Below are 26849 nucleotides of genomic sequence, written 5' to 3'. Positions count from 1 at the left end.
CGCGCCGGCCGGTAGGCTCGCGGCCATGACCGATGTCGCACCCGCAGCCACCGAGACCATCGAGCGGACCCTCGTCCTCGTCAAGCCCGACGGCGTCCGCCGCGGGCTCTCCGGCGAGATCCTGCGCCGTATCGAGGCCAAGGGCTACACCCTCGCCGCCGCCCACCTGCTCGACGCCACTCCTGAGCTCCTCGCCGCGCACTACGCCGAGCACGAGGGCAAGCCGTTCTACCAGCCCCTCGTCGACTTCATGCTGTCCGGCAAGATCCTCGCCGTCGTCGCCGAGGGCCAGGGCGTCGTCCCCGGCTTCCGCTCGCTCGCGGGCGCGACGAACCCGACCGAGGCCGCTCCCGGCACGATCCGCGGCGACCTCGGCCGTGACTGGGGTCTGAAGGTCCAGCAGAACCTCGTGCACGGGTCGGACTCCGACGAGTCCGCGGCGCGCGAGATCGCGCTCTGGTTCCCTGGGCTCGGTCTCTGAGCCTGCTCGTCTCCCGGTGACCTCCGCCGCCGCGAGGGCTGACGCGGGCGTGGAGGAAGCGGACCTGGCCGCGCGTGCGAGATGCGCTGGATCGTGCACGCCCCGCACTAGGCTCGGGGCGTGCACCTCAAGACGCTGACGCTCCGGGGCTTCAAGTCGTTCGCCTCGGCGACGACGCTGAGCTTCGAGCCGGGCGTGACGTGCGTCGTCGGTCCGAACGGGTCCGGGAAGTCCAACGTCGTCGACGCGCTCGCGTGGGTGATGGGGGAGCAGGGCGCCAAGACGCTGCGCGGCGGCAAGATGGAGGACGTCATCTTCGCCGGGACGTCGGGCCGGCCACCGCTCGGACGCGCCGAGGTGACGCTGACGATCGACAACGCCGACGGCGCGCTGCCGATCGAGTACACCGAGGTCACCATCTCTCGCACGCTGTTCCGCAACGGCGGCTCGGAGTATGCGATCAACGGGTCGTCGTGCCGGTTGCTCGACATCCAGGACCTGCTGTCCGACTCCGGTCTCGGGCGCGAGATGCACGTGATCGTCGGTCAGGGGCAGCTCGACGCCGTCCTGCGCGCGACCCCCGAGGACCGGCGCGGGTTCATCGAGGAGGCCGCGGGCGTCCTGAAGCACCGCAAGCGCAAGGACAAGGCGCTGCGCAAGCTCGACGCGATGCAGGCCAACCTCACCCGGCTGTCGGACCTGACCGACGAGATCCGTCGCCAGCTCGGACCGCTCGGCCGGCAGGCGAAGGTCGCACGGCGTGCGGCGACGATCCAGGCCGACGTGCGCGACGCACGTGCCCGGCTCCTCGCGGACGACCTCGCACGGCTCACGGCGACGCTCGAGCAGGAGATCGCGGACGAGTCCGCGGTCCGCGAGCAGCAGGACGAGGTCGAGCGAGCGCTCGTGGCGGCGCGGGAGCGGCTCGGCGCGGCCGAGCGCGCCGCCACGCAGGCGGCACCGGCGTCGGCCGCCGCTGCGGACGTCTGGTACCGGCTCTCGTCGTTGCGCGAGCGGTTGCGGGGGACCCGTACCCTCGCCGAGGAGCGGATGCGGCACCTCGGCACGCCCGCGGAGGCGCCTCGCGGGGCGGATCCCGACGACCTGGAGGCCCAGGCCGAGCGCGTGCGCGCGACCGAGGCGGAGCTCGAGTCGGACGTCGCGCACGCGCGCCAGGCGCTGACCACGGCGGTCGCGGACCGCGAGCACCTGGAGGAGCGCGCGGGCGAGGCCGAGCGCGACGTCGCGACGTTGCTGCGCGGTGCCGCAGACCGGCGCGAGGGACTCGCGCGGCTCGCCGGCCAGGTCGCGGCACAGCGCAGCCGCGTCGAGGCCGCGGAGTCCGAGATCGGTCGGCTGCGGGAGTCGCTGGCCGAGGCCGAGTGCCGCGGGACGGCTGCGAGCACGGAGTTCACGGCGCTCGAGACGCAGGTCGTGGGGGTCGAGGAGGGCGAGGAGGGTCTCGACGCGGAGCACGAGGCCGCGGCCGACGACCTCGAGCGCACGACCACCGCGCTCACCGCGCTCACCGCGGAGGAGGCCGGGGCCGAACGCGACCGCGCGACCTGGAGGGCGCGCGTCGAGGCGCTCGCGCTCGGCCTCGACCGCAAGGACGGCGCCGGGGCGCTGCTCGCCGCGGACGGCCCGGGGACGCTCGGCTCCCTCGCGGCGATGCTGGGTATCGAGCCCGGGTTCGAGGACGCGGTCGCGACGGCGCTCGGGTCCGCCGTCGACGCGGTCGCGGTCGAGTCCGTCGACGCCGCGGTGGACGCCCTGCGCTTCCTGCGGTCGCAGGACGCCGGCCGGGCGGGCCTGCTCGTCGCGGGCGGCGACGCCGACCGGGAGCCGACCGTTCGTGCGGCACTGCCCGACGGCGCGTGCTGGGCCGCGGACGTGGTGACGGCGTCCCAGGGCCTCGGCGGGGCGGTGCGGGTGCTGCTCGGCGGTGTCGTCGTGGTGGACGACCTCGCCGCGGCGCGCGCGCTCGTCGTGACGAGGCCGGACGTCGTCGCCGTCACGCGCGGGGGCGACCTGCTCGGCGCGACGCGTGCGTGGGGCGGTTCGGCGTCGGCACCGGGGGTGCTGCACCTGCAGGCGGCGCTCGATGAAGCCCGTGAGGAGCAGGCGGCGGCGGAGGCCCGCGTCGAGCGCGCGCGTTTCGGCCTGGTAGGCGCACGTGAGGCACGGACCGCGGCGCAGGAGCGCTACGACGACTCGCTGGAGCGGCTCAACGAGTCCGACGCGCGGCTCGCGGCAGTGGCCGAGCAGCTCGGCCACCTGGGGGCGAGCGCGCGCTCCGCCGCGGCGGAGGCAGACCGCGTCCGGGCGTCGCTCGGCCGGGCGACGCAGGGCCTGCAGGAGGCGCGTGAGGAGCTCGCCGGGCTCACGGACCGGCTCGAGGTGGCAGAGGCGTCCCCCGAGCAGACGGAGGACGCCGTCGCCGAGGCGACCGGCGAGCGCGACCGGGCGCTCGAGGACGCACGTGCCGCGCGGGCGCGCGAGACCGAGGTCCGGCTCGGCCTGCGCACCGCCGAGGAGCGTGCTCGCGCCGTCGCCGGCCGGGCGCAGTCGCTCGCGCGTGCGGCGCAGGCGGAACGCGACGCGCGGGCGCGGGCTGCACGCCGCGAGGCGGTACGGGTCCGGCAGTCGGCCCGCGCCCGCGTCGTGCACGACGGTGCCGCACGCGCCCTGGAGGTCCTGGAGCGCTCCCTCGCGGCGGCTGCTGCCGAGCGCGACGCCGCCGAGTCGGCCCGGGCCGAGCGTGACGGCGAGCTCGTCGCCGCCCGCGCGCGCACCGACGAGCTCGCCGCGAGGGCGCGCGAGCTCACGGACGCCGCGCACCGCGACGAGGTCGCACGCGCGCAGCAGCAGCTGCGGGTCGAGCAGCTCCAGGCGCGCAGCGTGGACGAGCTCGGGATCGACCCCGAGGTCCTGGTCGAGGAGTACGGACCGCACGTGCCGGTGCCGGTGCCGGTCGACCGCGCGGACGAGGAGGACGGACGGGACGGGAGCGCCGAGACGCGCACCCGCGGGTCGGACTCCAGACCGGGTGCGGAGGCGGGCGAACACGACCGGGCCCCGGCCGGCGTGCCCTACGACCGGGTGACGCAGGAGAAGCGGCTGCGCGAGGCCGAGCGCGACCTGGCGCGCCTGGGAAAGGTCAACCCCCTGGCGCTCGAGGAGTTCGCGGCGCTCGAGGAGCGGCACACGTTCCTCGCGACGCAGCTGTCCGATCTGAAGAGGTCGCGCGCGGACCTGCTGGAGATCGTCCGCGAGATCGACGAGCGTGTCGAGCAGGTGTTCTCCGAGGCCTACCGGGACACCGCCGTCCAGTTCGAGCGTGTCTTCGCCCGCATGTTCCCCGGTGGCGAAGGGCGCCTCGTGCTGACGGAGCCCGACGACATGCTCGCGACCGGGGTCGAGGTCGAGGCGCGCCCCGCCGGGAAGAAGGTCAAGAGGCTCTCGCTGCTGTCCGGGGGGGAGCGCTCGCTGACGGCCGTGGCGCTGCTCGTGGCCATCTTCAAGGCGCGGCCGTCGCCGTTCTACGTGATGGACGAGGTCGAGGCGGCCCTCGACGACGTCAACCTCGGTCGCCTGCTCGAGATCTTCCGCGAGCTGCAGGAGGACTCCCAGCTCATCGTCATCACGCACCAGAAGCGCACGATGGAGATCGCGGACGCGCTGTACGGGGTCACCATGCGGGGGGACGGCGTGACGACGGTCATCAGCCAGCGGCTGCGCGAGACGCGCGACGCGCGGGGCGCCCACGGCACGGACGACTCCCGCGACCCTGCCGTCGTGTGACGTGCGACCCCGCCCGTGCCGTGCCGTGGCCCTGGCTGGACGATCGTCCAGGATCGTTGCAATCCCGCGGCTTGTGAAGGTCTGGTGGTGACTGCGCGGCGCGCCGCGAATCGGCGCGCGCGATCCTCCCGCGCGGCGATACTTGTGCCATGGTCTGGATGTTCGTGTGGCTCGGGCTGGCGCTCGGCGCTGCCGCGGTGGTGTTCCTGCTCGCGAGCGTCGTCGCGCGCTCGGAGTCGGACACGACCGACGACCAGGGGCTCCGGGCCTTCTGGCGCGACTTCCGCTCGGGCCTGCGGCTGGGTGGCCGGCGTGCGCGCCGCGAGGAGCGCGCGCTGTACGTCGGGACGGTCCGGCGGCCGAGGCCGGTCGAGACGAGCATGGACGACTTCTTCGCCGCCACCGAGGTGAGCACACCGGCGTACGTCGACGCAGAGGAGCTGACCGACGTCCTGCACCGGGCGCGCGAGCGCGCGGCCCGTCCGCTGCACCTGCACGGCAACCGGCACCGCTCCTGAGCCGCGGGCGGGCGTGCGCTCCGGTCGCCGTCGCCGCCGACCCGGCGCCACGAGCGGCGTGTTCTGAGAGACTGCCCCGGTGAGCGATCTCCTCTGGATCTGGATACTTCTCGGCGTCGTCCTCGTGGGCGCCCTGACCACCGCGATCACGCTCGGCGTCCGCGGCCGGCGGGGTGGCGGCACGAGCACCCTCGAGCCGCCCCCGGTCGAGACGGACGACGGCGCGGCACCTCCGGCGTCGTCCACCGCAGCCGGCACCGAGGTGGTCGAGCCGGCGGCACCGGCGACCCCGACCGTCGAGCGGCCGGAACCCGTCGGCGGGCGCCTCGTCCGGCTGCGCGAGCGGCTCGCGCGCTCGGGATCCCCCTTCGGCGCGCGGCTGCTGTCCGTGCTCTCGCGCGACCACCTCACGCAGGACGACTGGGACGAGCTCGAGGAGGCGCTGCTCGTCGCCGACGTCGGCGCGAGCGCGTCCGAGGAGCTCATCGCCTCCCTCCAGACCAAGGTTCGCGTGCTCGGGGTCCGTGACGCCGCGAGCGTGCGGACGCTCCTGCGCGACGAGCTCGTCGCGCTGGTCGACCCGTCGCTGGACCGCTCGCTCGCCACGACCCCGCACACGGCCGACGACGGCGCGACCCTCCCCGCCGTCGTGCTGGTCGTGGGCGTGAACGGGACGGGCAAGACGACGACCGTCGGCAAGCTCGCGCGGGTCCTCGTGGCGGAGGACCGCGACGTCGTCCTCGGCGCCGCCGACACGTTCCGCGCCGCGGCGGCCGACCAGCTCCAGACCTGGGGAGCCCGGGTCGGCGTGCCGACGGTGCGCTCTGACCGGGACGGCGCCGACCCGGCCGCCGTCGCGTTCGACGCCGTCCGGCGCGGCCGCGAGGACGGCGCCGACGTCGTGCTGGTCGACACCGCGGGGCGTCTGCAGAACAAGGCGGGCCTGATGGACGAGCTGGGCAAGATCCGGCGCGTCATCACCAAGGAGGCGCCGCTGTCGGAGGTGCTGCTCGTCCTGGACGCGACGACCGGCCAGAACGGGCTCGCCCAGGCGCGGGTCTTCGGCGAGGTCGTCGGCGTCACGGGCATCGTGCTGACCAAGCTCGACGGGACGGCGCGCGGTGGCATCGTCGTGGCCGTGCAGCGCGAGCTCGGGGTGCCCGTCAAGCTCGTCGGCCTCGGCGAGGGACCCGACGACCTGGCCCCGTTCGAGCCCACGCAGTTCGTCGACGGGCTGCTCGGCGACTGAGCCTCCCGGGACGGGGGGCACGCCCGGGGTGACCCCGGGCACACCCGGGGTAACGCAACGTTTACGTGGCTGCGGGCCCTGTCACACGGCTGTAACACGAAGACACACCCCTGGAAACCCCGGACCACCAACGTTGTCCCCGACCGGCCGCCCGGCTGGCGATGGGAGAATGACATGGAGCTGGACACCGGAGCTACCGCGTGGATGCTGACGTCAGCATCGCTCGTGCTCCTGATGACACCAGGGCTTGCGCTGTTCTACGGGGGCATGGTCCGCGGCAAGTCCGTACTGAACATGATGATGATGTCGTTCGGCGCCATGGCGGTCGTCGGCGTCGTCTACGTGCTGTGGGGCTGGTCGATGTCCTACGGTGCCGACGTCGGGGGCATCGTCGGCAACCCGTTCGACCAGTTCGGCCTGTCCGGCGCGATCTACGACGACGCGGGTGAGTTCGCGATCGACGACTACGGCGTGCCCGGCATCGTCGGTGTCGGCTTCCAGGCGACCTTCGCCATCATCACCACCGCGCTCATCTCCGGCGCGATCGCCGACCGCGTCAAGTTCGGCACCTGGATGGTCTTCTCCGCGATCTGGGTGACGCTCTGCTACTTCCCGATGGCCCACATGGTGTGGGGCGGTGGCCTCCTGTCGGGTGACGGGCCCTTCGCCTCGATCGCCACGCCGATCGACTTCGCGGGCGGCACGGTCGTCCACATCAACGCCGGTGCGGCCGCGCTCGCCCTGGCGCTCATCGTCGGCAAGCGCAAGGGCTTCGGCAGGGAGCCGATGCGCCCGCACAACCTGCCGTTCGTGATGCTCGGTGCCGCGCTGCTGTGGTTCGGCTGGTTCGGCTTCAACGCGGGTTCCGCGTTCACGGCGGACGGGTTCGCCGGCCTCGCCTGGGTCAACACCACCGCCGCGACCGCCGCTGCGATCCTCGGCTGGCTGCTGACCGAGAAGATCCGCGACGGTCACGCGACCTCGCTCGGTGCCGCGTCGGGTGTCGTCGCCGGCCTCGTCGCCATCACCCCTGCCGCGGGCGCGCTGAACCCCGTCGGCTCGCTGATCCTCGGCGCCATCGCCGGTGTGCTCTCGGCCCTCGCGGTCGGACTCAAGTACCGGTGGGGCTACGACGACTCGCTCGACGTGGTCGGCGTCCACCTCGTGGCCGGGCTCTGGGGCACGATCGGTATCGGGTTCCTCGCGACCGACACCGGGCTCTTCTACGGCGGCGGCATCAACCAGCTCGCGGTCCAGGCCATCATCGCTGCCATCGCGGTCGTCTTCTCGCTCGTCGTCACGACGGTCGTCGGGCTCGCTCTCAAGGCCACCATGGGCTGGCGGATCAGCGAGGACACCGAGGTCGCGGGCATCGACCTCGCGGTGCACGGTGAGACCGCGTACGAGACCATCCAGCAGGGCAGCGTCGTCAGGGAGGTGCGAGCATGAAGCTCGTCACGGGAATCATCCAGCCACACCGTCTCGACGACGTGAAGTCGGCGCTCGAGGCAGCCGGCGTGCGCGGCATGACCGTCAGCGAGGCCAGCGGGTACGGGCGCCAGAAGGGCCACACCGAGGTCTACCGCGGCGCCGAGTACACGGTCGACCTCGTCCCCAAGGTCCGTATCGAGGTCCTCGTGGACGACGCGGACTCCGAGGCCGTGACCGGCGCGATCGTCACGGCGGCGCAGACCGGCAAGATCGGTGACGGCAAGGTCTGGACCGTCCCGGTCGACGACGTCGCCCGCGTGCGCACGGGCGAGCACGGCCCCGGCGCGCTGTGAGGCGGTCGACCAGCGCATGAGCGAGAACGCCGGAACCCCGTCGACGCACGGGGGCGCAGGGGGATCGGCGGACGGCGTGGAGGTCCCGCACCCGGACGGGGTGCGGGACCTCCGCGCGCGGACGCTCGACCTCGCACGATCGATGAGCGGTCGGGGCCGTAGCGGCGTCGCCCGCCGGGCGGCCGTCGTGGACCTCGCCACGAGCAGCCTGGCCACGCTCTGGGCGGAGGCGACCGCCGACGTCGCGCCCACCGGCATCGCGCTCGCCGCCGTCGGGAGCCTCGGCCGCGGCGACATGGGACCGGCGAGCGACCTCGACCTGGTCCTCGTCCACGACGGGCGCACGCACTCGACCGACGAGATCGGCCAGGTGGCGCAGCGGCTCTGGTACCCGCTGTGGGACGCCGGGGTGGACCTCGACCACGCGGTGCGTTCCCTCGCCCAGTGCCGGCAGGTCGCGTCCAAGGACGTCCCCGCCGCGGTCGGGTGGCTCGACGTGCGGGCTGTCGCGGGGGACGCGCTGGTGGTCCACCGCGCGTCGTCGGCGGTCCTGACCGACTGGCGGTCCGCGTCCCGGCGGCGGCTGCCCGAGCTGCTCGCGTCCACGCGCGAGCGGGCGGAACGGTCGGGCGAGCTCGCCTATCTCATCGAGCCGGACCTCAAGGAGGCGCGGGGCGGCATCCGGGACGCCGTCGTGCTCTCGGCGCTCGCCGCCACCTGGCTGACGGACCGTCCGCACGGCTCCGTCGACGGTGCGTACGCCCACCTGCTGGACGTGCGCGACACGGTGCAGGTCGTGACCGGGCGCCACACGAGCCGACTCGTGCTCGCCGACCTGGAGGAGGTCGCCGACCTCTCCGGGTACGACGACCCGGACGAGCTTCTCGCGAGCCTAGCCGCGGCGGGCCGGGAGATCACGTACGCGCTCGACACCACGGTGCGTCGTGCACGCCAGGCGCTGCAGCGGCCCGTCTCGCGACGGCCGGTGTTCATCCGGGGCAGGCGCGCGGCGCCGCGGCTGCGCCCGGTCGGCGACGGGCTCGTGGAGCACGACGGCGAGCTGGTGCTCGCCGTGGACGCGCACCCTGAGCACGACCCGCTCCTGTCCCTGCGGGCGGCTGCCACGGCGGCACGCACCGGGCTCACCCTGTCTCCGGTGTCCGTCGCGAGCCTCGCGCAGTGCCCGCCGCTGCCCGAGCCGTGGCCGAGCGCTGCCCGCTCGTCCTTCCTCGCGCTGCTCGGGACGGGGCAGGCGCAGATCGCGGTGTGGGAGGCGCTCGACCTCGCCGGGGTCGTCACGACCTGGATCCCCGAGTGGGCCGGCGTGCGCAACCGGCCGCAGCGAGCCGCGATCCACCGGCACACCGTGGACCGGCACCTGGTCGAGGTCGCGGCCCGCGCCGCGAGGGACCGCAAGGACGTCGCACGCGGCGACCTGCTGCTGCTCGCGGCGATCCTGCACGACATCGGCAAGCGCGCCGGGGCGGCCGACCACTCCGTGGAGGGTGCGCGGATCGTCCCCGCCGTGCTGGGTCGCATGGGCTTCCCCGCGGACGTCGCGGCCGACGTCGAGCGCCTGGTGCGTCACCACCTCACGCTGTCGCGTCTCGCGGTGAGCGAGGACCCGGACGACCCGGCCACGCTCGCCGCGCTGCTGGACGCCGTCGACCACCGGGTCGAGCTGCTCGAGGTGCTGCGCGCACTCACCGAGGCCGACTCCTCGTCGCTGGGCCCGAGCGCCTGGACCGCCTGGCGTGCCCGGCTCGTCGACGGCCTCGTCGACGGAGCTCGGCGAGCCCTGCAGCCCGAGGTCGCGGGCGCCGGGGCGGACCGTCACGGCGGCACGGCCGCGGTCGCGGACGGTGCGCCGGGAGACGCCGGGTAGGCTGGACCCTCGCGGATGCGCGTGATCGCACCGGCGAGCCCTGCCAGAGCGTGACCAGGGCACGACCGGAGCCGGCCAGGGTCGGTGGAGGTCCCGCGCGCCGTCCCCGAGACGACCGACGAATGGTGAGGATGACGCGGTGTTCAGCACGCTGTCGGACCGACTGACTTCGACCTTCAAGAACCTGCGTTCGAAGGGTCGGTTGTCGGAGGCGGACATCGACGCGACGATCCGGGAGATCCGTCGCGCGCTGCTCGACGCCGACGTCGCCGTGCCCGTCGTGCGCGAGTTCACCGCCAGCGTGCGCGACCGCGCGCTCTCGGCCGAGGTGTCCGGAGCGCTCAACCCGGCACAGCAGGTCGTCAAGATCGTCAACGAGGAGCTCGTCGCGATCCTCGGCGGCGAGAGCCGCGGCCTGCGGTTCGCGAAGACCGGCCCGACCGTCATCATGCTCGCCGGCCTGCAGGGCGCGGGCAAGACGACGCTCGCGGGCAAGCTGGCGCTGCACCTGCGCGAGCAGGGGCACACGCCGCTCCTCGTCGCCGCCGACCTCCAGCGCCCGAACGCCGTCACGCAGCTCTCGGTCGTGGGAGAGCGCGCAGGCGTCCCGGTCTTCGCACCCCACCCGGGGAACCAGAGCGGGACCGAGGTCGACGACGTCATCGGCGACCCGGTCGCCGTCGCGCGCGACGGGCTCGAGACCGCGCGCCAGCGCCAGCACGACGTGCTCATCGTCGACACCGCGGGCCGTCTCGGTCTCGACTCGGTGCTCATGCAGCAGGCCGCGGACATCCGCGACGCCGTGACGCCCGACGAGATCCTCTTCGTCATCGACGCGATGATCGGACAGGACGCGGTCACGACCGCGAAGGCGTTCGAGGAGGGGGTCGACTTCACCGGGGTCGTGCTCACCAAGCTCGACGGCGACGCGCGCGGTGGTGCGGCACTGTCCGTCACCGGCGTCACGGGCCGGCCGATCCTGTTCGCGTCGACGGGCGAGAAGCTCACCGACCTCGAGGCGTTCCACCCCGACCGGATGGCGTCGCGCATCCTCGACATGGGCGACGTCCTGACGCTCATCGAGCAGGCCGAGAAGGCGTTCGACGCCGACGAGGCCGCGAAGATGGCCCAGAAGCTCGAGTCGGGCCAGGACTTCACGCTCGCGGACTTCCTGGTGCAGATGCAGCAGATGAAGAACATGGGCTCGATGAAGAAGATGCTGGGCATGCTGCCCGGCATGGGTCAGATGCGCGAGGCTCTCGAGAACTTCGACGAGCGCGAGGTCGACCGCATCGAGGCCATCATCCGGTCGATGACACCGGGGGAGCGGGACAACCCGAAGATCATCAACGGCTCGCGTCGCGCGCGCATCGCCCGCGGCTCCGGCGTGACGACCGCCGACGTGAACCAGCTCCTCGAGCGGTTCGCCGGGGCGCAGAAGATGATGCGGCAGATGAACAAGGGCGGGGGCTCCATGCCCGGGATGCCCGGGATGGGGAGCCTGCCCGGCATGGGCGGCAAGAAGTCGCGCGGCAAGCAGGCCCCGCAGCGCAAGGTGCGCGGCAAGTCCGGCAACCCGGCGAAGCGGGCCCAGCAGGAGCGCGCCGCGGCGGCCCGCGCCGCCGGCGAGCGGTCCACCGCCGCGCCCACGGGGTCGGCATTCGGCGTCGGACGCCCGGACGCCCCGCAGACGCCGGCCGAGGAGGTCCAGCTCCCGCCGGGGTTCGACAAGCTGCTCGGCCGCTGACCGTCCCCGTCGCACCCACCCAGGAGACGCATGTCCGCTCTGGCAGGCCCCACGCTGCACGTGCGCGGTCACGTCCTGGTCGGCGACGACCGTGAGGTCGGCGACCTGTGGGTGAAGGACGGCAACGTCACGCTCACGCGTCCGTCCGCCCACGGGACCAACATGGTCTCCCTCGAGGGCTGGGTGCTGCCCGGCCTCGTCGACGTGCACTGTCATATCGGTCTGGGCGCGGACGGTGCGGTCGACCCGGCGACCGCCCAGGAGCAGGCGATCGCCGACCGGGACAGCGGCGTGCTCCTCGTCCGCGACGCCGGCTCGCCGCTCGACACGCGCTGGGTCCGGTCGCGGCCGGACCTGCCGCGGCTCGTGCGCGCGGGCCGGCACGTCGCGCGCCCCAAGCGCTACCTGCGTCACTACGGGCTCGAGCTGGACGACATCGCGCAGCTGCCCGCGGCCGTGACACGCGAGGCGCGCGGCGGCGACGGCTGGGTCAAGCTGGTCGGCGACTGGATCGACCGCGACCTGGGGGCCGACGCCGACCTGCGGCCGCTGTGGCCCGACGACCTGCTCGCAGAGGCGGTGGCCGCCGCGCACGCCGAGGCTGCGCGCGTCACGGTGCACGCGTTCTCCGACGAGGTGATCCCCTCGTTGCTCGCGGCGGGCGTCGACTGCATCGAGCACGGCACGGGCATCGACGCCGACCTGATGTACGAGATCTCCGAGCGGGGGATCGCGGTGACGCCCACGCTCCTGCAGGTCGGCCGGTTCGACGCGATCGCGCGGCAGGCCGAGGGGAAGTACCCGCGGTTCGCCGACCGGATGCGACGGCTGCACGCGCGGCGGTACGACCAGGCGCGTGCGCTGTACGAGGCGGGCATCCAGATCCTCGTGGGCACGGACGCGGGTGGCACGATCGGCCACGGACGCCTCGCGGACGAGTGCGCGGAGCTGGTCGCCGCCGGCATCCCGCCGGCCGCGGTCGTCGCGGCCGCGGGCTGGCAGGGTCGTGAGTACCTCGGGTTCGGCTCGCTCGTCGAGGGCGCCTCCGCGGACTTCGTAGTCTACCCGGCGGACCCGCGCCTCGACGTGGAGGTGCTGCGCGCACCGGAGGCGGTCGTGCTCCGGGGCCAGGTCGTCGCGGGCACCACGGTGTGAGGACGCCGCACGCCACGCACCGTGCGAGACCTGCGCACCGCCCGGTCGCCCTCGCCCCGTGGCGCCGTTCGCCGGGTTGGACGGGTGCCGTCGGTCTGGCACAATAGGGCGGTACTCGGTATGCCCGGCCCCTCTCACCGTGCGTGCCGCGTTCCTGAACCCCCACCTGCGCGGACCCCACCGGGCGGTGCGCGGGTTCGACCGGACCAGAACCAGGAGAGACCACCCAAGTGGCCGTCAAGATTCGTCTGAAGCGTCTCGGCAAGATCCGAGCACCGTACTACCGTGTCGTCGTCGCCGACTCGCGCACCAAGCGCGACGGTCGGGTGATCGAGGAGATCGGCAAGTACCACCCCACGGAGGAGCCCTCGTTCATCGAGATCACCTCCGAGCGCGCGCAGTACTGGCTCGGTGTCGGCGCGCAGCCGTCCGAGCAGGTCCTCGCGCTCCTCAAGATCACGGGCGACTGGCAGAAGTTCAAGGGCCTCCCGGGTGCCGAGGGCACCCTGAAGGTCAAGGCGGCCAAGGGTGACGCGGCCGCCGCCGTCGAGGCGGTCTCCGCCGACGCGGAGAAGGCCAAGGCCAAGGCCGCCGAGAAGCAGTCCGAGGCGCCCGCCGAGAAGTCGGCCGACGCCGACGACGCCGGCGACGAGCAGGCCTGATGCTCGGCGACGCCCTCGAGCACCTCGTCCGCGGGATCGTCGACCACCCGGACGACGTCCGGGTCGCCTCGCGAACGCTGCGCCGCGGTGACCTGCTCGAGGTGCGTGTGCACCCGGACGACCTCGGCCGGGTGATCGGCCGAGGCGGGCGTACCGCTCGGGCGCTGCGCACCGTCGTCGGGGCGCTCGCCACCGACGGACCCGTGCGTGTCGACGTCGTGGACGTGGACCGCCGCTGAGCCCGTCTGCACGACCTCGTCCCTGCGGGGACACGCACGAGACCCGGCCCACCACCCGGTGGGCCGGGTCTCGTGCCACATCTGCCACATCCCGAGCGAGGAGCACACGATGGAGCTGACGGTCGCACGCGTCGGCAGGGCTCACGGTCTGCGCGGCGAGGTCGCGCTGGACGTGCGCACGGACGACCCCACGGGGCGGCTCTCCGCGGGCACCGTGCTCACGACGCGCCCTGCCGAGCGCGGTCCGCTGACCGTGCTGACGAGTCGCGAGCACCAGGGCCGTCTGCTCGTCCGGTTCGACGGCGTCGACGACCGCTCCGCGGCCGAGGGCCTGCGCGGCGTCGAGCTCGTCGTCGAGGCAGAGGCCTCCGACGAGGAGGACGCCTGGTACCCCCACGAGCTCGCCGGCCTGCGCGCCCGGGACCGGGACGGACGTGACCTGGGCAGGGTCGAGGGCCTCGAGCACCTGCCCGCGCACGACGCGCTCGTCCTGCGCGAGCCCGACGGCGCGCGGACCCTCGTCCCGTTCGTCCGGCAGATCGTGCCCGTCGTGGACGTCCCCGGCGGGTTCGTCGTGCTCGACCCGCCGGGTGGTCTGCTCGCGTCCGACGCCGGACGGCTCGACGTCGACCTGCCCGAGGGATCGCACGACGCGGGGGACGAGCCGGCGGACGGCGGGGCCTGACGTGCGGATCGACGTCGTCACCATCTTCCCGGACTACCTCTCGGCACTCGACCTGTCGCTGGTCGGCAAGGCCCGCGCGTCGGGCATCCTCGACCTGCGGGTCCACGACCTGCGCGACTGGACGACGGATCGTCACCGCACCGTGGACGACACACCGTTCGGCGGTGGCGCGGGCATGGTCATGCGGCCCGACGTGTGGGGGCGTGCGATCGACGACGTCTCGGGCCGCGGGAGCGAAAGGGGTGCCGACCAGGGCGCGCACCTGCTGCTGCCGACGCCGTCGGGCGACACGTTCACGCAGCGCACGGCCGAGCGGCTGGCCGAGGCGGACCACCTGGTCGTCGCGTGCGGGCGGTACGAGGGCATCGACGCGCGGGTCGCGGAGCACTACCGCGCGACGGGAACCACCGTCAGCGAGCTGTCCATCGGGGACTACGTCCTGAACGGGGGAGAGGTCGCGGCGCTCGTCATGATCGAGGCCGTCGCACGGCTGCTGCCGGGCGTCGTCGGCAACCCGCACTCGCTCGTCGAGGAGTCCCACGGGGCGGCAGGGCTGCTGGAGTATCCCGTGTACACCAAGCCCCCCACCTGGGCGGAGCACGACGTCCCCGACGTGCTGCTCTCCGGGCACCACGCACGGATCGAGCGCTGGCGTCGCGACGAGGCGCTGCGCCGCACCGTCGTGCGGCGGCCCGACATGGTCGAGGCGCTCGACGTCGCAGGGCTCGACGCGCACGACCTGCAGGTACTCGACGCCGCGGGCTGGACGGTCCGTGACGGCCGGCTGGTCGCGGCCGACCGGACCGCGACACCGGTGCACGACGACCGGAGTGCGGGGTGAGGGCGGGTCGTCTGGCATAATGGTGCGCTGGTGTGCGCCGACCGGTCTCTGCCACGGGGGACGACCGGGCACCATGGCTGATCGCACCACCCTGACGACATCACGCCCAGGCCTGCCTGGGCCACGAGCACGCGCCCGACCCGTGGCGGACGAGGAGACCAACATGCACACGCTGGACAGCGTCGACGCAGCATCGCTGCGCACCGACATCCCGGAGTTCCGCCCGGGCGACACCCTCAAGGTCAACGTCAAGGTCGTCGAGGGCACCCGCTCCCGCGTCCAGGCGTTCCAGGGCGTCGTCATCGCGCGCCAGGGCTTCGGCGTCCGTGAGACCTTCACGGTCCGCAAGATCTCGTTCGGCGTCGGCGTCGAGCGCACCTTCCCGGTGAACTCGCCGACGATCGACTCCGTCGACGTCGTCACCCGCGGTGACGTGCGTCGCGCCAAGCTCTACTACCTCCGCGCGCTGCGCGGCAAGAAGGCGAAGATCAAGGAGAAGCGCCAGAACGCGCCGACCCGCTGATCGCCACCTGATCGCGTCGCACGGGCGGTCGTCCCTCCGGGGACGGCCGCCCGTCGTGCGTCCGGTGGTCCGCAGTCCGGGCCCGTTTCACCGATCGTCCCCGGAGGTGGCATTGTGAGCCGCGTGACCGACAGCGCTGCGCCCCGTGGCTCGCGACCAGAACCCTTCGCTGCGACCGGGTCGGGGGAGCCCGGCGGCGGGGACGCCCCGGTCGAGCCCGGCGCCGCACCTCGCCACGCCCGGCCGGCGGGGGACCCCGCGGACGACGGCCCGCCGGCACGCCGGTCCTCGTTCCTGCGCGAGACCGCGATCATCGTCGTCAGCGCGCTCGTGCTGTCGTTGCTCATCAAGACGTTCCTCGTGCAGGCGTTCTTCATCCCGAGCGAGTCCATGGAGGACACGCTCCTGGTCGGCGACCGGGTCATGGTCTCGCGGCTGGTGCCCGGGGCCTTCGACGTGCACCACGGGGACATCGTCGTCTTCAAGGACCCGGGCGGCTGGCTCCCGCCGCCCGCGGAGCAGGACGACGGCCCTCTCGCCGAGGGTGTGCGGGCGGCGCTGACGTTCATCGGCCTCCTGCCCCAGGACACCGGGGAGCACCTCATCAAGCGGGTCATCGGGCTGCCCGGCGACCACGTCGTGTGCTGCGACGCCGAGGGCCGGGTCAGCGTCAACGACGAGCCGCTCGACGAGGAGTCGTACATCAAGCCGGGCTCGATCCCGAGCCAGGACCCGTTCGACCGCACCGTGCCCGCCGACATGCTGTTCGTGATGGGCGACAACCGGCAGGACTCGCAGGACTCGCGGTACAACACCGGCAAGCCCGGCGGGGGCTACGTGCCGATGGGCAACGTCGTCGGCACCGCGTTCGTCAAGGTCTGGCCGCTGTCCCGCTTCGAGCTGCTGCGCAACCCCGGCGACGTGTTCGCCGACGTGCCGGACGCCGCTCCGTGACGGTGACGGCCCGGCGTCGAGCCGCCCCGGCCTCGGGTCGTACCCGGCGGCGTCCTGACCTGCGCCACGAGCGGGCCCTCCTGCGCGAGGGGTCCACCCTCGTCGCCGGGATGGACGAGGTGGGACGGGGCGCCCTGGCGGGACCGGTCTCGGTCGGTGTGGTCGTGGTCGACCTGTCGACGCGACCCTGCCCGCCGGGTCTGACGGACTCCAAGCTGCTCACCCCGGCCGCCCGGGAAGCTCTCGTCCCGCTCGCGCGCCGTTGGTGCCTCGCGTGGGCGGTGGGTCACGCCGGGTCGGCCGAGATCGACGCGCACGGCATCGTGGGCGCGCTGCGTCTCGCCGGCCGTCGCGCTCTCGCACAGGCCCGGCGGAGCGTCGGGGACGTGGACGCCGTCCTGCTCGACGGCAAGCACGACTGGTTGAGCAGGCCGCGGGCCGTCGACCTCTTCGAGGCGTTCGACCTCGACCCGATGGGGGCCGACCGGCTCGTCGAGCCGCGCGTGCGCACGCTGGTCAAGGCGGACCTGCAGTGCGCGTCGGTCGCCGCGGCGAGCGTGCTCGCCAAGTGCGAGCGCGACGGTCTCATGACCGGTCTCGCCCGGCAGTACCCGGGCTACGGCTGGGACCAGAACAAGGGGTACGGGGCTGCGGCGCACCTCGCCGCGCTGCGCGAGCACGGCCCCACGTCACAGCACCGCCGCAGCTGGCGGCTCCCCGAGCACACCGGCGAGGTCGCCACGACGGCGCAGGAGGTCGACGGCACGTCCGGGTCCGTCGAGGCCGCGGACCGCGCCGATCTTCTCGGCGGACCGGGGACGTTGCTCGACCCCGAGCGGGTCGCGACACTCCCGGCCACCTGAGGCTCCCGGCATCATGGACCGACGTGATGGTCCATGATGGTCGCGTGAGTGCCGAAGACCTGGAGAACTACGAGACCGAGATGGAGCTCGCGCTCTATCGCGAGTACCGCGACGTCGTCGGGCTGTTCTCGTACGTGGTGGAGACCGAACGTCGCTTCTACCTGGCGAACCAGGTCGACCTGCAGGTGCGCTCCGCGGCCGGTGAGGTCTACTTCGAGCTGCGCCTCGCGGACGCCTGGGTGTGGGACGTCTACCGCTCGGCGCGCTTCGTGAAGTCGGTGCGGGTCGTGACGTTCAAGGACGTCAACGTCGAGGAGCTCGCCAAGGCAGAGCTGCAGCTCTGACTCCGTGCCCGGGCCGGATCGGCTCAGGGCAGGCGTTCTGCGCTTCCACAGGACCGTTCGACGGAGCTTCGTCCCCAGCGACCGGCGCCCGTCGACGCCCGTCTCCCGTCCACCCGGCAGGGTGTGCCGCGGAGGTGAGCCATGAGGGCGAAGGACGCGGTCGGGCGGTACGGGGAGAAGGTGGCTGCGAGCCACCTGGTCGAGGCGGGCTGGGACGTGCTCGACAGGAACTGGCGGGGCCGAGGCGGCGAGCTCGACGTCGTCGCGCTAGACGGCGACGTCCTGGTCGCCGTCGAGGTCAAGACTCGGCGGGGGACGGCGTTCGGGCACCCTGCGCAGGCGGTGACGGCCCAGAAGCTCGCGAGGCTGCGCCGACTGACCGGGCAGTGGCTCGCGGACCACGACGTGCAGGCCCGCTCCGTGCGCATCGACGTCGTCGCGGTCGTGCTGCCGCGAGCCGGGGCCGCGCAGGTCGAGCACCTCGTGGGCGTGAGCGCGTGATGGGCCTGGGCATGACACGTGCGGTCGCGCTGGTCGGGTTCACCGGGCACGTCGTCGAGGTCCAGGCGCACCTCGCGGCGTCGGTCCCGGGCTTCACCCTCGTGGGTCTGCCGGACACGGCGCTCAGCGAGTCGCGCGACCGGGTCCGCGCGGCCGTCGCGTCGACGGGCCTGACCTGGCCCCAGCGCAAGATCACCGTCAACCTCTCACCTGCCGCGCTGCCCAAGACGGGCACCGGGTTCGATCTCGCCATCGCGGTCGCCACCCTGGCCGGCGCAGGAGTGCTGCGTGCCGCCGACGTGGCAGGCGTCGTGCACGTCGGCGAGCTGGGCCTCGACGGACGCCTGCACCCGGGGCGCGGCGTGCTGCCCGCGGTCGCGGCCGCGGTCGCCGCGGGATTCCGCGACGTGGTGGTGCCAGCCGCCGACGCCGCCGAGGCGCGGCTCGTCCCGGGCGCTCGCGTCGTGGGGGCCGTCGACCTCGCCCAGGTCGCGCAGTCCTACGGCGCGTCGGTCGAGCGTGCGTCGGGAGTCGACGGAGCGGTGGCCCCCGCGCGCACGGGGGAGGTCCGACGGCGCGACGGAGACCTCGCCGACGTGCTGGGTCAGGACGAGGCACGGCACGCGATCGAGGTGGCCGCCGCCGGCGGGCACCACCTGCTGCTCGTCGGGGCACCGGGCGCGGGCAAGACGATGCTCGCCTCGCGGCTGCCCGGCATCCTGCCCGACCTCACCGAGCGCGAGGCGGTGGAGGTCACCGCGGTCCACTCCGTCGCGGGCGTGTTCGACCCGGGAGGAGGGCTGCTGCGACGTCCGCCCTACGAGGACCCGCACCACACCGCCACCCCCGCGTCGATCGTCGGCGGTGGCTCAGGTCTCCCACGACCCGGTGCGGCCTCGCGCGCCCACCGCGGTGTGCTGTTCATGGACGAGGCACCGGAGTTCGGGGGGTGCGTCCTGCAGACGTTGCGTCAGCCGCTCGAGCACGGTGAGCTCGTGATCCACCGGGCCGCCGGCAGCGCCCGGTACCCCGCCCGGTTCCAGCTCGTCCTCGCGGCGAACCCGTGCCCGTGCGGACAGGGCGTGGGCAAGGGGCTGGACTGCTCGTGCACAGCGCTCGCCCGGCGCCGCTACCTCGGTCGGCTCTCCGGACCGCTGCTCGACCGGGTGGACGTCCAGGTCGAGGTGCGTCCCGTCACCCGGGTCGAGCGGGCGGCCACGACGCCGCCGGAGTCCAGCGCCGTCGTGGCAGCGCGCGTGCGGGCCGCACGCGAGGCGGCGTCCGTGCGCCTGCGTTCGACCCCGTGGCGGACGAACGCCGAGGTGTCGGGCGCGTGGCTCCGCAGCCGGCTCGGCGCCGACCACGGTCTCCTGCGGGACGTGGACGCCGCGCTCGACCGGGGCACCCTGAGCCTGCGGGGCGCCGACCGCGTGCTGCGGCTCGCGTGGACCGTCGCGGACCTCGCCGGCCGCGACGCCCCGACGCGAGGCGACATCGGCCTCGGTCTGGCGCTGCGGACGCGGGGCCAGCATGGTTGAGCCACGGTCCGGGGCCTCCGCCCGTCCCGCCACGGGCGGGCCACCGGCCGAGCCCGCGTTCGACCTGACGGACGAGCGGCTCGCGCGCGCTGCGTGGTCCCGTGTCGCCGAACCCGGTGACGAGCTGGCCCGCACGCTCGTCTCCCACCTCGGCGCCGCACAGGCGCTCGCGTGGGTCTATGCCGCCGCGCGCGGCCCGGCGGCCGCGCACCGCGAGCTCGTCGCGCTCGGTGAGAGGCGTGCGCCCGAAGGACTTCTCGGTGACGGCACGTCCGCCGACGAGCGGAGCGCGCGGTCGCCGGGCGGGGGCGGTGACCCCGAGGTCGCGGCGACCGTCCTCGGCGCGGCGGCCGTGCCCGGCGGGTCGCCCCCGTGTGCCGGCCGCGTCACCGCGGTCGGCGCAGCCGGGCCGTCGAGGCCCGCGGGCCGGCCCCCGACGCCGGCCGTACGGCTCATGCGGGCGGTGGCGCGGTGGTCGCCGCGGCTCGACGGCCTCGACCCGCGGCGGGAGCTGCGCGTGCTGGAGCGGTGGGGCGGACGGCTGGTCGTCCCGGGGGACCCCGGCTGGCCGGGGGTGCTCGACGATCTCGCCCCCAACGCACCGCTGTGCCTGTGGGTGCGTGGACCGCTCGACCTGGCCGACGCCGCCGGTCGCGCGGTCTCGGTGGTGGGAGCGCGCGCCTGCACGGACTATGGACGACGCGTGACGCACGAGATCGCCACCGGCATCGGTGCCCGCGGGTTCACCGTGGTCTCGGGCGGGGCCTACGGCATCGACGCGGCCGCGCACCGGGGGGCGCTCGCCGCGGACGGCCCCACGGTCGCCTTCCTCGCGGGCGGCGTGGACCGGCTCTATCCCGCCGGGAACACCGACCTGCTGCGCACCGTGATCGACACCGGTGGCACGGTGGTCTCGGAGGTGCCACCCGGGTCCGTGCCGAGCCGGGTCCGCTTCCTCCAGCGCAACAGGCTGATCGCGGCGTTCGGCCGGGCGACGGTCGTGGTCGAGGCCGCGTGGCGCTCGGGCTCGCTCAGCACCGCGGCACGCGCCGCCGAGCTCTCCCGGCCGGTCGGCGCGGTGCCGGGACCGGTGACCTCGATGGCCTCGAGCGGGTGCCACCGGCTCCTGCGCGAGGGGACCGCGGTCTGCGTGACGGACGCCGCCGAGGTGGCCGAGCTCGCGGGCGCGCTGTCGGTCGACGCCGCGCCCGCCCCGCCTCCGGGCCCGCTGCGTGCCTACGACGACCTCGACGGCGCCGAGAAGCGCGCGTGGGAGGCGCTGCCCCTGCGCCGCTCGGTCGAGGTCGGGTCGGTCGCGCGGGCCGCGGGTCTGTCGGTGCCGGAGTCCTTGGCGGCGCTCGGTCGGCTCGAGCTGCTCGGGCTCGCCCGTCCGGAGGGCGGAGGGTGGCGACGGGCGCGCAGAGCCGACAGACTGTCGTGATGAGCCTGCCGAGTCGTCCCGTGCCTCCGGCGGAGTCCGGAGACGGCACCACGGGGCCGGCGGTCCGAGGCGAGGAGCTCGCCCGGCTGCCCCCGGCGCTGGCGCGTGCGCTCGACGACTTCGTGGGACACCTCGAGGTGTCTCGGGGCGTCTCGCGGCACACCGCGCGCGCGTACCGGGGGGATGTCGCCTCGATGCTGCAGCACGCTGCACGTGACGGGGTCGGCGAGCTCGACGACGTCGACCTCGCGAGACTGCGGTCCTGGTTGACCACGCTGTCCGAGCAGGGCCTTGCCCGCTCGACCCTTGCGCGCCGGGGCGCCGCGGTGCGGGTGTTCTTCTCGTGGGCCCGCCACGACGGACGCGTCGCCGCCGACCCCGCCGCCCGACTGGCGAGCCCGCGCGTCGTCCGTGCGCTGCCGACCGTGCTCGCGGAGGACGCTGCGGCGCGCATGCTCGACATCGCCCGGGACGCCGCACGCGACGCCGCGGCCGAGGACGAGCCCGCACGGCTGCGTGAATGGGCGGCGGCGGAGCTGCTCTACGGTGCGGGCGTGCGCGTCGGCGAGCTCGTCGGCGCGGACGTGGACAGCCTGGACCCCGACGCGCGCACCGTGCGGGTCGTCGGCAAGGGGGACAAGGAGCGCGTCGTGCCGTTCGGCGTGCCGGCCGCGCGGGCCGCGGCGGCATGGCTCGAGCGAGGCCGCCCCGCGCTCGTCGGGGTGCGGTCCGGTGCTGCCCTGCTCCTCGGGGACCGTGGCGGACGCTGGGGGCAGCGACAGGTGCGCGACGCCGTGCACCGGCTCGCGCGTGCAGCAGGGGTCGAGGACGTCGCGCCTCACGATCTGCGTCACAGCGCGGCGACGCACCTGCTCGCCGGTGGGTCGGACCTGCGCAGCGTGCAGGAGATCCTCGGGCACTCCTCGCTCGCCACGACGCAGCGCTACACGCACGTGACGGCCGAGCGCCTGCGGAGCTCCTACGAGCAGGCGTTCCCGCGCGCCTGATCGCGTTCCTGCCGTTTGTCGGGGCGGTTCGACGTCGTCCCGGGCGAGTCGCAGGCGCCTAAGGACCGCGCTCCCGGAGCGGCAGCAGCACGATCGGCGGACGGCCGCCGAGCAGCCCGAGCGGGTCGAGGTACGTCCGCTCCCGGCGCACGCCCCAGTGCACGCACGTCCCGGCACAGTGGCTCCCGGCCGTCCCCACCGGATCCTGGACGTGCCCGACGACGTCGCCGCGTCGCACGCGTGTGCCTGCGGAGACGCTGGAGGTGACCGGTTCGAGCGAGGTGCGCAGTCCGTCGTCGTGCGTCACGACGAGGACGTCGCGGCCGGCGACCGGCCCGGCGAAGGTCACCGTGCCGCCGGCGGGCGAGCGGACCGTGTCGCCGGGTGGGGCGGTCAGGTCGACCCCCCGGTGCCCGGGCAGCCAGTCCTGCGCGGGCGGGTCGAACGGGGCGAGGACGTCCGGGGCAGCGGGATCGCCGACCGGGGCCGACCACCCGCCCGCGGCGACGGACGGCGCGGCGTCGGTCGCTCGCGGGGCGGCCGCGCCCGTCGCACTGGGCAGCACTGCCGCGCCGGCGGGCAGGGACAGCGCGACGGCAGCGACGACCAGGACGGCAGCCGCCCGGGTGCGACGGCGGGTCCGGGAGGTCGAGGCCCGCTCCGCCTCGGGTGCGACCTCGTGGCCGCTCGTCGAGGTGTGCACCCGTCGATCCTGCACCGTCGGCACCGACGGCGGGAGCGAGCCCGCCAACCTGTGGACGACGGCCCCACCTGCGGCCCCCACCTGCGGCCCCCGGTGCGGCCAGGTGCGGCTCCAGGTGCGACGTCACGTCGTCGGGCATGCGTCGGGTAGACTCTGTGCCGCGACTGGTCCGCGCCCTTCCTTCTCCGAGGTGAGGTCGCGTCGCCCGTCGACATCGCGCGTCACGTCCCCTCCCCTCCCGGTCCGTCCGGGTGCCCGGGGCCGCGTCCGGCATCGGTCTCGCTCGCACCTCGTGCGGGTGGGTGCTGGACCGGGTGGCGCCAGGGGTGCGTACTGCCAGGGTCCGCACCGACAACCGCAACGTGGCCGCTCAGGGCGGCCACCTGACGCGTGCGCGCACCGGGTGGATCCCGGGCCGCACGGTGAAAGGTCGTGTCATGGCCGTCGTGACCATGCGCCAGCTCCTCGAGAGCGGTGTCCACTTCGGGCACCAGACCCGCCGTTGGAACCCGAAGATGAAGCGCTTCATCTTCACCGAGCGCAACGGCATCTACATCGTCGACCTCCAGCAGTCGCTGTCGTACATCGACCGCGCCTACGAGTTCGTCAAGGAGACCGTCGCCCACGGCGGCACCATCCTGTTCGTCGGTACCAAGAAGCAGGCCCAGGAGCCCGTCGCCGAGCAGGCCGCGCGCGTCGGCATGCCGTACGTCAACCACCGCTGGCTCGGTGGCATGCTCACCAACTTCACGACGGTGCACAAGCGTCTGCAGCGCCTCAAGGAGCTCGAGGAGCTCGACTTCGACGACGTCGCCGGCTCGGGGCTCACCAAGAAGGAGCTCCTCGTCCTGCGTCGCGAGAAGGACAAGCTCGCCCGCACGCTCGGCGGCATCCGCGACATGGCGAAGGTCCCCTCCGCCGTGTGGATCGTCGACACGAACAAGGAGCACCTCGCGGTCGACGAGGCGCGCAAGCTGCGCATCCCGATCGTCGCGATCCTGGACACCAACTGCGACCCCGACGTCGTGGACTACAAGATCCCCGGCAACGACGACGCCATCCGTTCCGTCACGCTCCTCACGCGTGTCGTCGCGGACGCAGTGGCCGAGGGCCTGCTCCAGCGTCACTCGGGTCGCTCGGGTGACGAGGCGGGCGACGAGGCCGCGGCCGAGCCGCTCGCCGAGTGGGAGCGCGAGCTCCTCGCCGGCGCCGAGCAGGGCGAGAAGCCTGCCGAGGCCGCTGCCGAGGCCGCCCCTGCGCAGGACGACGCTGCCGCTGAGGCTCCGGCCGCCGAGACCGCTGAGGCTCCGGCCGCTGAGGCCCCGGCCGAGGACGCTGCCGCCGCCGAGGACGCTGCTGCCGCCGAGGCCCCGGCCGAGGACGCTGCTGCCGCTCCGGCCGAGGACGCTGCCGCGCAGGACGACGCTGCCGAGGCTCCCGCCGAGGCCGCAGAGGTCGCTGACGACAGCAAGTGACGTACGGGGCGCGCGGCGGCGAACGCCGCCGCGCGCCCCGCGTCGTCGGTGACCCGGCGGCCTGAGGGCGCCCGGCACCTACCAGCACGTACCCGTGACGACACACGAGTGAGGACTCCCCACCATGGCGAACTACACCGCCGCTGACATCAAGGCGCTGCGCGAGCGCACCGGCGCCGGCATGCTCGACGTCAAGAAGGCGCTCGACGAGGCGGACGGCAACGCCGAGAAGGCGTTGGAGATCATCCGCGTCAAGGGCCTGAAGGGCGTGGCCAAGCGCGAGGGCAACACGACCTCGGAGGGACTCGTCGCCGTCAAGGTGACCGACGTCGACGGCGGCCAGGTCGCCACGGTCGTCGAGATCAACTCCGAGACCGACTTCGTCGCGAAGAACGACACGTTCATCGGCTTCGCCAACGAGGTCCTCGACGCGGTCGCAGCGGCCGGTGCCGCCGACCTCGACGCGGCGCTCGTCGCCCCGCTCGGTGACGGCACCGTCCAGGACGCCGTCAACGGCGCGGCCGCGACGATGGGCGAGAAGATCGTCCTGCGTCGTGTCGCCCGCCTCGAGGGCGAGAAGATCACCGCCTACCTCCACCGCACGGCCAAGGACCTTCCGCCGTCGATCGCAGCGGTCGTCGTGACCGACGCCGCTGGCGAGGCGGTCGCCAAGGACGTCGCGCAGCACATCGCGGCGATGGCTCCCGAGTTCCTCGGCCGCGACGACGTCCCGGCGGAGACCGTCGAGAACGAGCGCCGGATCGCCGAGGAGACCTCGCGCAACGAGGGCAAGCCGGAGGCCGCGCTGCCGAAGATCGTCGAGGGCCGCCTCAACGGCTACTTCAAGTCGGCGGTCCTGCTCGACCAGCCGCTCGCCAAGGACCCGAAGCAGTCCGTGGCGCAGACCCTGTCGGGCGTCGGCGGCACGCTGACCGCGTTCGTGCGGTTCCGCGTCGGCTCCTGACCCACGACGCAGGCCCGGCACCCCGACGGGGTGCCGGGCCCGCGTACACCCGGAGCCTGCCGCCGACGACGTCGGTCGGCGCGCACCCCGCACCCTGGCGCAGCCAGGACCGCGAGACGACGAAGGACAGGTGGCGAGAGTGACGGCAGTCGACGAGGCGCAGGCAGCGGTTCCGGTCGAGGAGGCGAGGCCCCGGCGGGTGCTCCTGAAGCTCTCCGGGGAGACCTTCGGCGGCGGACAGATCGGGCTCGCCCCGGACGTCGTGCAGCGGGTGGCGCAGGAGATCGCCGACGCGGTCGTCCAGGGCGTCCAGGTCGCGATCGTCGTGGGCGGTGGCAACTTCTTCCGGGGTGCCGAGCTGTCGCAGCGCGGGCTGGACCGGGCGCGTGCCGACTACATGGGCATGCTCGGCACCGTCATGAACTGCCTGGCGCTCCAGGACTTCCTGGAGCAGGCCGGGGTGAAGACCCGCGTGCAGACCGCGATCACGATGGGCCAGGTCGCCGAGCCGTACATCCCGCTGCGCGCGATCCGCCACCTCGAGAAGGGGCGCGTCGTGATCTTCGGGGCCGGTGCTGGCATGCCGTACTTCTCGACCGACACGGTCTCCGTGCAGCGCGCTCTCGAGACGCACTGCCAGGAGGTCCTGATGGGCAAGAACGGCGTGGACGGTGTCTACACCGCCGACCCGCGGACCGACCCCGACGCGGTCAAGCTCGACCACCTCACCTACACCGAGGCGCTGGTGCGGGACCTCGGCGTCATGGACGCCACGGCCCTGAGCCTGTGCCGGGACAACCACGTGCGCATGCGCGTGTTCGGCATGGGCGAGTCCGGGAACGTGACCCGGGCGCTGGTGGGGGACACTATTGGCACACTGGTCACGACGGACTGATCCGTCGCACGACACGTTAGGAGCACCGGGTGATCGACGAGACCCTCCTCGAGGCCGAGGAGAAGATGGACAAGGCGGTCGAGGTGGCGAAGGACGACTTCGCCGCGATCCGCACCGGGCGTGCGAACGCCGCGATGTTCAACAAGATCACCGTCGAGTACTACGGGGCGCCCACGCCGCTGCAGCAGCTCGCATCGTTCACGGTGACCGAGGCCCGCACGATCCTGGTCTCCCCGTTCGACAAGAGCTCGCTCACAGCGGTCGAGAAGTCGCTGCGCGAGTCGGACCTCGGGGTGAACCCGTCGAACGACGGCAACGTCATCCGCGTCGTGCTGCCCGCCCTCACGGAGGAGCGTCGGCGTGACTTCGTCAAGCTCGCGAAGGCGAAGGCCGAGGACGGTCGCGTGTCGGTGCGCAGCGTCCGCCGCCGCGCGAAGGAGGAGCTGGACCGCATCGTGCGTGACGGCGAGGCGGGCGAGGACGAGGTGACCCGGGCCGAGAAGGAGCTCGAGTCGCTGACCAAGCAGCACGTCGAGCAGATCGACGCGCTGCTCGCAGGCAAGGAGAGCGAGCTGCTGGAGGTCTGAGACC

At 73.8% G+C, this 26849-nt stretch carries 26 protein-coding genes; 25 read left to right on the top strand and 1 reads right to left on the bottom strand.

All coding sequences use genetic code 11. The features are described from left to right. Positions 1–25: 25 nt before the first annotated feature. The 21 genes from ndk (at position 26) to IF651_RS09505 (ending at position 22221) form a co-directional block, all read left to right on the top strand. Positions 26–481, top strand: coding sequence for a nucleoside-diphosphate kinase (ndk, locus tag IF651_RS09605; protein ID WP_191828880.1), 456 nt, complete (start codon positions 26–28; stop codon positions 479–481). A 120-nt stretch (positions 482–601) separates the two neighbouring features. Beyond that, on the top strand, positions 602–4285 hold the full coding sequence (gene smc / locus IF651_RS09600) for a chromosome segregation protein SMC (RefSeq protein WP_191828879.1): 3684 nt from the start codon (positions 602–604) through the stop codon (positions 4283–4285). Positions 4286–4434: 149 nt separating this feature from the next. Next, the gene (locus tag IF651_RS09595; RefSeq protein WP_191828878.1) at positions 4435–4803 is read left to right on the top strand and encodes a hypothetical protein; all 369 of its coding nucleotides are present in this window, start codon (positions 4435–4437) and stop codon (positions 4801–4803) included. Positions 4804–4882: 79 nt separating this feature from the next. Further along, a complete protein-coding gene (ftsY, locus tag IF651_RS09590) occupies positions 4883–6052 on the top strand; it encodes a signal recognition particle-docking protein FtsY (protein WP_191828877.1) in 1170 nt (389 codons plus the stop codon). Between the two features lie 174 nt (positions 6053–6226). After that, on the top strand, positions 6227–7501 hold the full coding sequence (locus tag IF651_RS09585; protein WP_191828876.1) for an ammonium transporter: 1275 nt from the start codon (positions 6227–6229) through the stop codon (positions 7499–7501). After that, the gene (locus tag IF651_RS09580) at positions 7498–7836 is read left to right on the top strand and encodes a P-II family nitrogen regulator (RefSeq protein WP_191828875.1); all 339 of its coding nucleotides are present in this window, start codon (positions 7498–7500) and stop codon (positions 7834–7836) included. The genes IF651_RS09585 and IF651_RS09580 overlap by 4 nt, the downstream gene beginning before the upstream one ends. A gap of 16 nt (positions 7837–7852) precedes the next feature. Continuing rightward, the gene (locus tag IF651_RS09575; RefSeq protein WP_191828874.1) at positions 7853–9721 is read left to right on the top strand and encodes a [protein-PII] uridylyltransferase; all 1869 of its coding nucleotides are present in this window, start codon (positions 7853–7855) and stop codon (positions 9719–9721) included. Between the two features lie 139 nt (positions 9722–9860). Continuing rightward, positions 9861–11468: a signal recognition particle protein gene (gene ffh, locus IF651_RS09570; RefSeq protein ID WP_191828873.1), complete on the top strand. Its 1608-nt coding sequence runs from the start codon at positions 9861–9863 to the stop codon at positions 11466–11468. Positions 11469–11498: 30 nt separating this feature from the next. Further along, a complete protein-coding gene (locus IF651_RS09565; RefSeq protein WP_191828872.1) occupies positions 11499–12623 on the top strand; it encodes an amidohydrolase family protein in 1125 nt (374 codons plus the stop codon). 230 nt (positions 12624–12853) lie between these two features. Next, positions 12854–13285, top strand: coding sequence for a 30S ribosomal protein S16 (rpsP, locus tag IF651_RS09560; protein ID WP_191828871.1), 432 nt, complete (start codon positions 12854–12856; stop codon positions 13283–13285). Beyond that, positions 13285–13524 (top strand): RNA-binding protein, encoded by a 240-nt coding sequence (locus IF651_RS09555; protein WP_191828870.1) that lies wholly within the window; start codon positions 13285–13287, stop codon positions 13522–13524. The genes rpsP and IF651_RS09555 overlap by 1 nt, the downstream gene beginning before the upstream one ends. Before the next feature lie 109 nt (positions 13525–13633). Continuing rightward, the gene (rimM, locus tag IF651_RS09550; protein WP_191828869.1) at positions 13634–14209 is read left to right on the top strand and encodes a ribosome maturation factor RimM; all 576 of its coding nucleotides are present in this window, start codon (positions 13634–13636) and stop codon (positions 14207–14209) included. A 1-nt stretch (position 14210) separates the two neighbouring features. Beyond that, positions 14211–15050 carry a tRNA (guanosine(37)-N1)-methyltransferase TrmD gene (gene trmD / locus IF651_RS09545; protein ID WP_191828868.1) on the top strand — a complete coding sequence of 280 codons (840 nt, stop codon included), beginning with the start codon at positions 14211–14213 and terminating at the stop codon, positions 15048–15050. 163 nt (positions 15051–15213) lie between these two features. Beyond that, a complete protein-coding gene (gene rplS / locus IF651_RS09540; RefSeq protein ID WP_191828867.1) occupies positions 15214–15573 on the top strand; it encodes a 50S ribosomal protein L19 in 360 nt (119 codons plus the stop codon). A 123-nt stretch (positions 15574–15696) separates the two neighbouring features. Further along, entirely contained in the window at positions 15697–16527 is an 831-nt protein-coding gene (lepB, locus tag IF651_RS09535) for a signal peptidase I (protein ID WP_191828866.1), read from the top strand. A 2-nt stretch (positions 16528–16529) separates the two neighbouring features. Continuing rightward, a complete protein-coding gene (locus IF651_RS09530) occupies positions 16530–17390 on the top strand; it encodes a ribonuclease HII (RefSeq protein WP_422110474.1) in 861 nt (286 codons plus the stop codon). Positions 17391–17434: 44 nt separating this feature from the next. Beyond that, positions 17435–17734 carry a DUF2469 domain-containing protein gene (locus IF651_RS09525; RefSeq protein WP_024840525.1) on the top strand — a complete coding sequence of 100 codons (300 nt, stop codon included), beginning with the start codon at positions 17435–17437 and terminating at the stop codon, positions 17732–17734. A gap of 141 nt (positions 17735–17875) precedes the next feature. Next, complete coding sequence (locus IF651_RS09520; protein ID WP_191828865.1) at positions 17876–18235, top strand: YraN family protein; 360 nt, start codon at positions 17876–17878, stop codon at positions 18233–18235. Further along, positions 18235–19773 (top strand): YifB family Mg chelatase-like AAA ATPase, encoded by a 1539-nt coding sequence (locus tag IF651_RS09515; protein WP_191828933.1) that lies wholly within the window; start codon positions 18235–18237, stop codon positions 19771–19773. Before IF651_RS09520 ends, IF651_RS09515 begins: the two co-directional genes overlap by 1 nt. After that, positions 19766–21214: a DNA-processing protein DprA gene (gene dprA, locus IF651_RS09510; protein ID WP_191828864.1), complete on the top strand. Its 1449-nt coding sequence runs from the start codon at positions 19766–19768 to the stop codon at positions 21212–21214. The genes IF651_RS09515 and dprA overlap by 8 nt, the downstream gene beginning before the upstream one ends. 5 nt (positions 21215–21219) lie before the next feature. Next, positions 21220–22221, top strand: a complete 1002-nt coding sequence (locus IF651_RS09505) for a tyrosine recombinase XerC (RefSeq protein WP_422110473.1) — start codon at positions 21220–21222, stop codon at positions 22219–22221. A 58-nt stretch (positions 22222–22279) separates the two neighbouring features. Here the strand turns inward: IF651_RS09505 and IF651_RS09500 are convergent, their stop codons facing one another. Beyond that, the gene (locus IF651_RS09500; protein ID WP_338403873.1) at positions 22280–22924 is read right to left on the bottom strand and encodes a murein hydrolase activator EnvC family protein; all 645 of its coding nucleotides are present in this window, start codon (positions 22922–22924) and stop codon (positions 22280–22282) included. A gap of 437 nt (positions 22925–23361) precedes the next feature. Between IF651_RS09500 and rpsB the strand changes: the two genes are divergently transcribed. From rpsB to frr, 4 genes are all read left to right on the top strand, one after another. Next, complete coding sequence (rpsB, locus tag IF651_RS09495; RefSeq protein ID WP_191828862.1) at positions 23362–24399, top strand: 30S ribosomal protein S2; 1038 nt, start codon at positions 23362–23364, stop codon at positions 24397–24399. A gap of 124 nt (positions 24400–24523) precedes the next feature. Beyond that, positions 24524–25363 (top strand): translation elongation factor Ts, encoded by an 840-nt coding sequence (gene tsf / locus IF651_RS09490; RefSeq protein WP_191828861.1) that lies wholly within the window; start codon positions 24524–24526, stop codon positions 25361–25363. A 139-nt stretch (positions 25364–25502) separates the two neighbouring features. Beyond that, entirely contained in the window at positions 25503–26258 is a 756-nt protein-coding gene (gene pyrH, locus IF651_RS09485) for a UMP kinase (protein ID WP_191828860.1), read from the top strand. A gap of 29 nt (positions 26259–26287) precedes the next feature. Further along, complete coding sequence (frr, locus tag IF651_RS09480; protein WP_191828859.1) at positions 26288–26845, top strand: ribosome recycling factor; 558 nt, start codon at positions 26288–26290, stop codon at positions 26843–26845. Positions 26846–26849: the final 4 nt, after the last annotated feature.

The sequence above is a fragment of the Cellulosimicrobium arenosum genome, assembly GCF_014837295.1.
GTDB classification, from domain to species: Bacteria; Actinomycetota; Actinomycetes; order Actinomycetales; family Cellulomonadaceae; genus Cellulosimicrobium; species Cellulosimicrobium arenosum.
The sequence above is the reverse complement of the archived record's forward strand: the minus strand, read 5'-3'. Positions and strand labels throughout refer to the sequence as shown.

Coding starts and splice junctions, on each gene's coding strand:
- ndk (WP_191828880.1), top strand. CDS start 26: ATGACCGATGTCGCACCCGCAGCCACCGAGACCATCGAGCGGACCCTC.
- rpsB (WP_191828862.1), top strand. CDS start 23,362: ATGGCCGTCGTGACCATGCGCCAGCTCCTCGAGAGCGGTGTCCACTTC.
- IF651_RS09575 (WP_191828874.1), top strand. CDS start 7,853: ATGAGCGAGAACGCCGGAACCCCGTCGACGCACGGGGGCGCAGGGGGA.
- rplS (WP_191828867.1), top strand. CDS start 15,214: ATGCACACGCTGGACAGCGTCGACGCAGCATCGCTGCGCACCGACATC.
- IF651_RS09520 (WP_191828865.1), top strand. CDS start 17,876: ATGAGGGCGAAGGACGCGGTCGGGCGGTACGGGGAGAAGGTGGCTGCG.
- dprA (WP_191828864.1), top strand. CDS start 19,766: ATGGTTGAGCCACGGTCCGGGGCCTCCGCCCGTCCCGCCACGGGCGGG.
- IF651_RS09580 (WP_191828875.1), top strand. CDS start 7,498: ATGAAGCTCGTCACGGGAATCATCCAGCCACACCGTCTCGACGACGTG.
- IF651_RS09595 (WP_191828878.1), top strand. CDS start 4,435: ATGGTCTGGATGTTCGTGTGGCTCGGGCTGGCGCTCGGCGCTGCCGCG.
- rimM (WP_191828869.1), top strand. CDS start 13,634: ATGGAGCTGACGGTCGCACGCGTCGGCAGGGCTCACGGTCTGCGCGGC.
- IF651_RS09515 (WP_191828933.1), top strand. CDS start 18,235: ATGGGCCTGGGCATGACACGTGCGGTCGCGCTGGTCGGGTTCACCGGG.
- IF651_RS09565 (WP_191828872.1), top strand. CDS start 11,499: ATGTCCGCTCTGGCAGGCCCCACGCTGCACGTGCGCGGTCACGTCCTG.
- tsf (WP_191828861.1), top strand. CDS start 24,524: ATGGCGAACTACACCGCCGCTGACATCAAGGCGCTGCGCGAGCGCACC.
- IF651_RS09555 (WP_191828870.1), top strand. CDS start 13,285: ATGCTCGGCGACGCCCTCGAGCACCTCGTCCGCGGGATCGTCGACCAC.
- IF651_RS09585 (WP_191828876.1), top strand. CDS start 6,227: ATGGAGCTGGACACCGGAGCTACCGCGTGGATGCTGACGTCAGCATCG.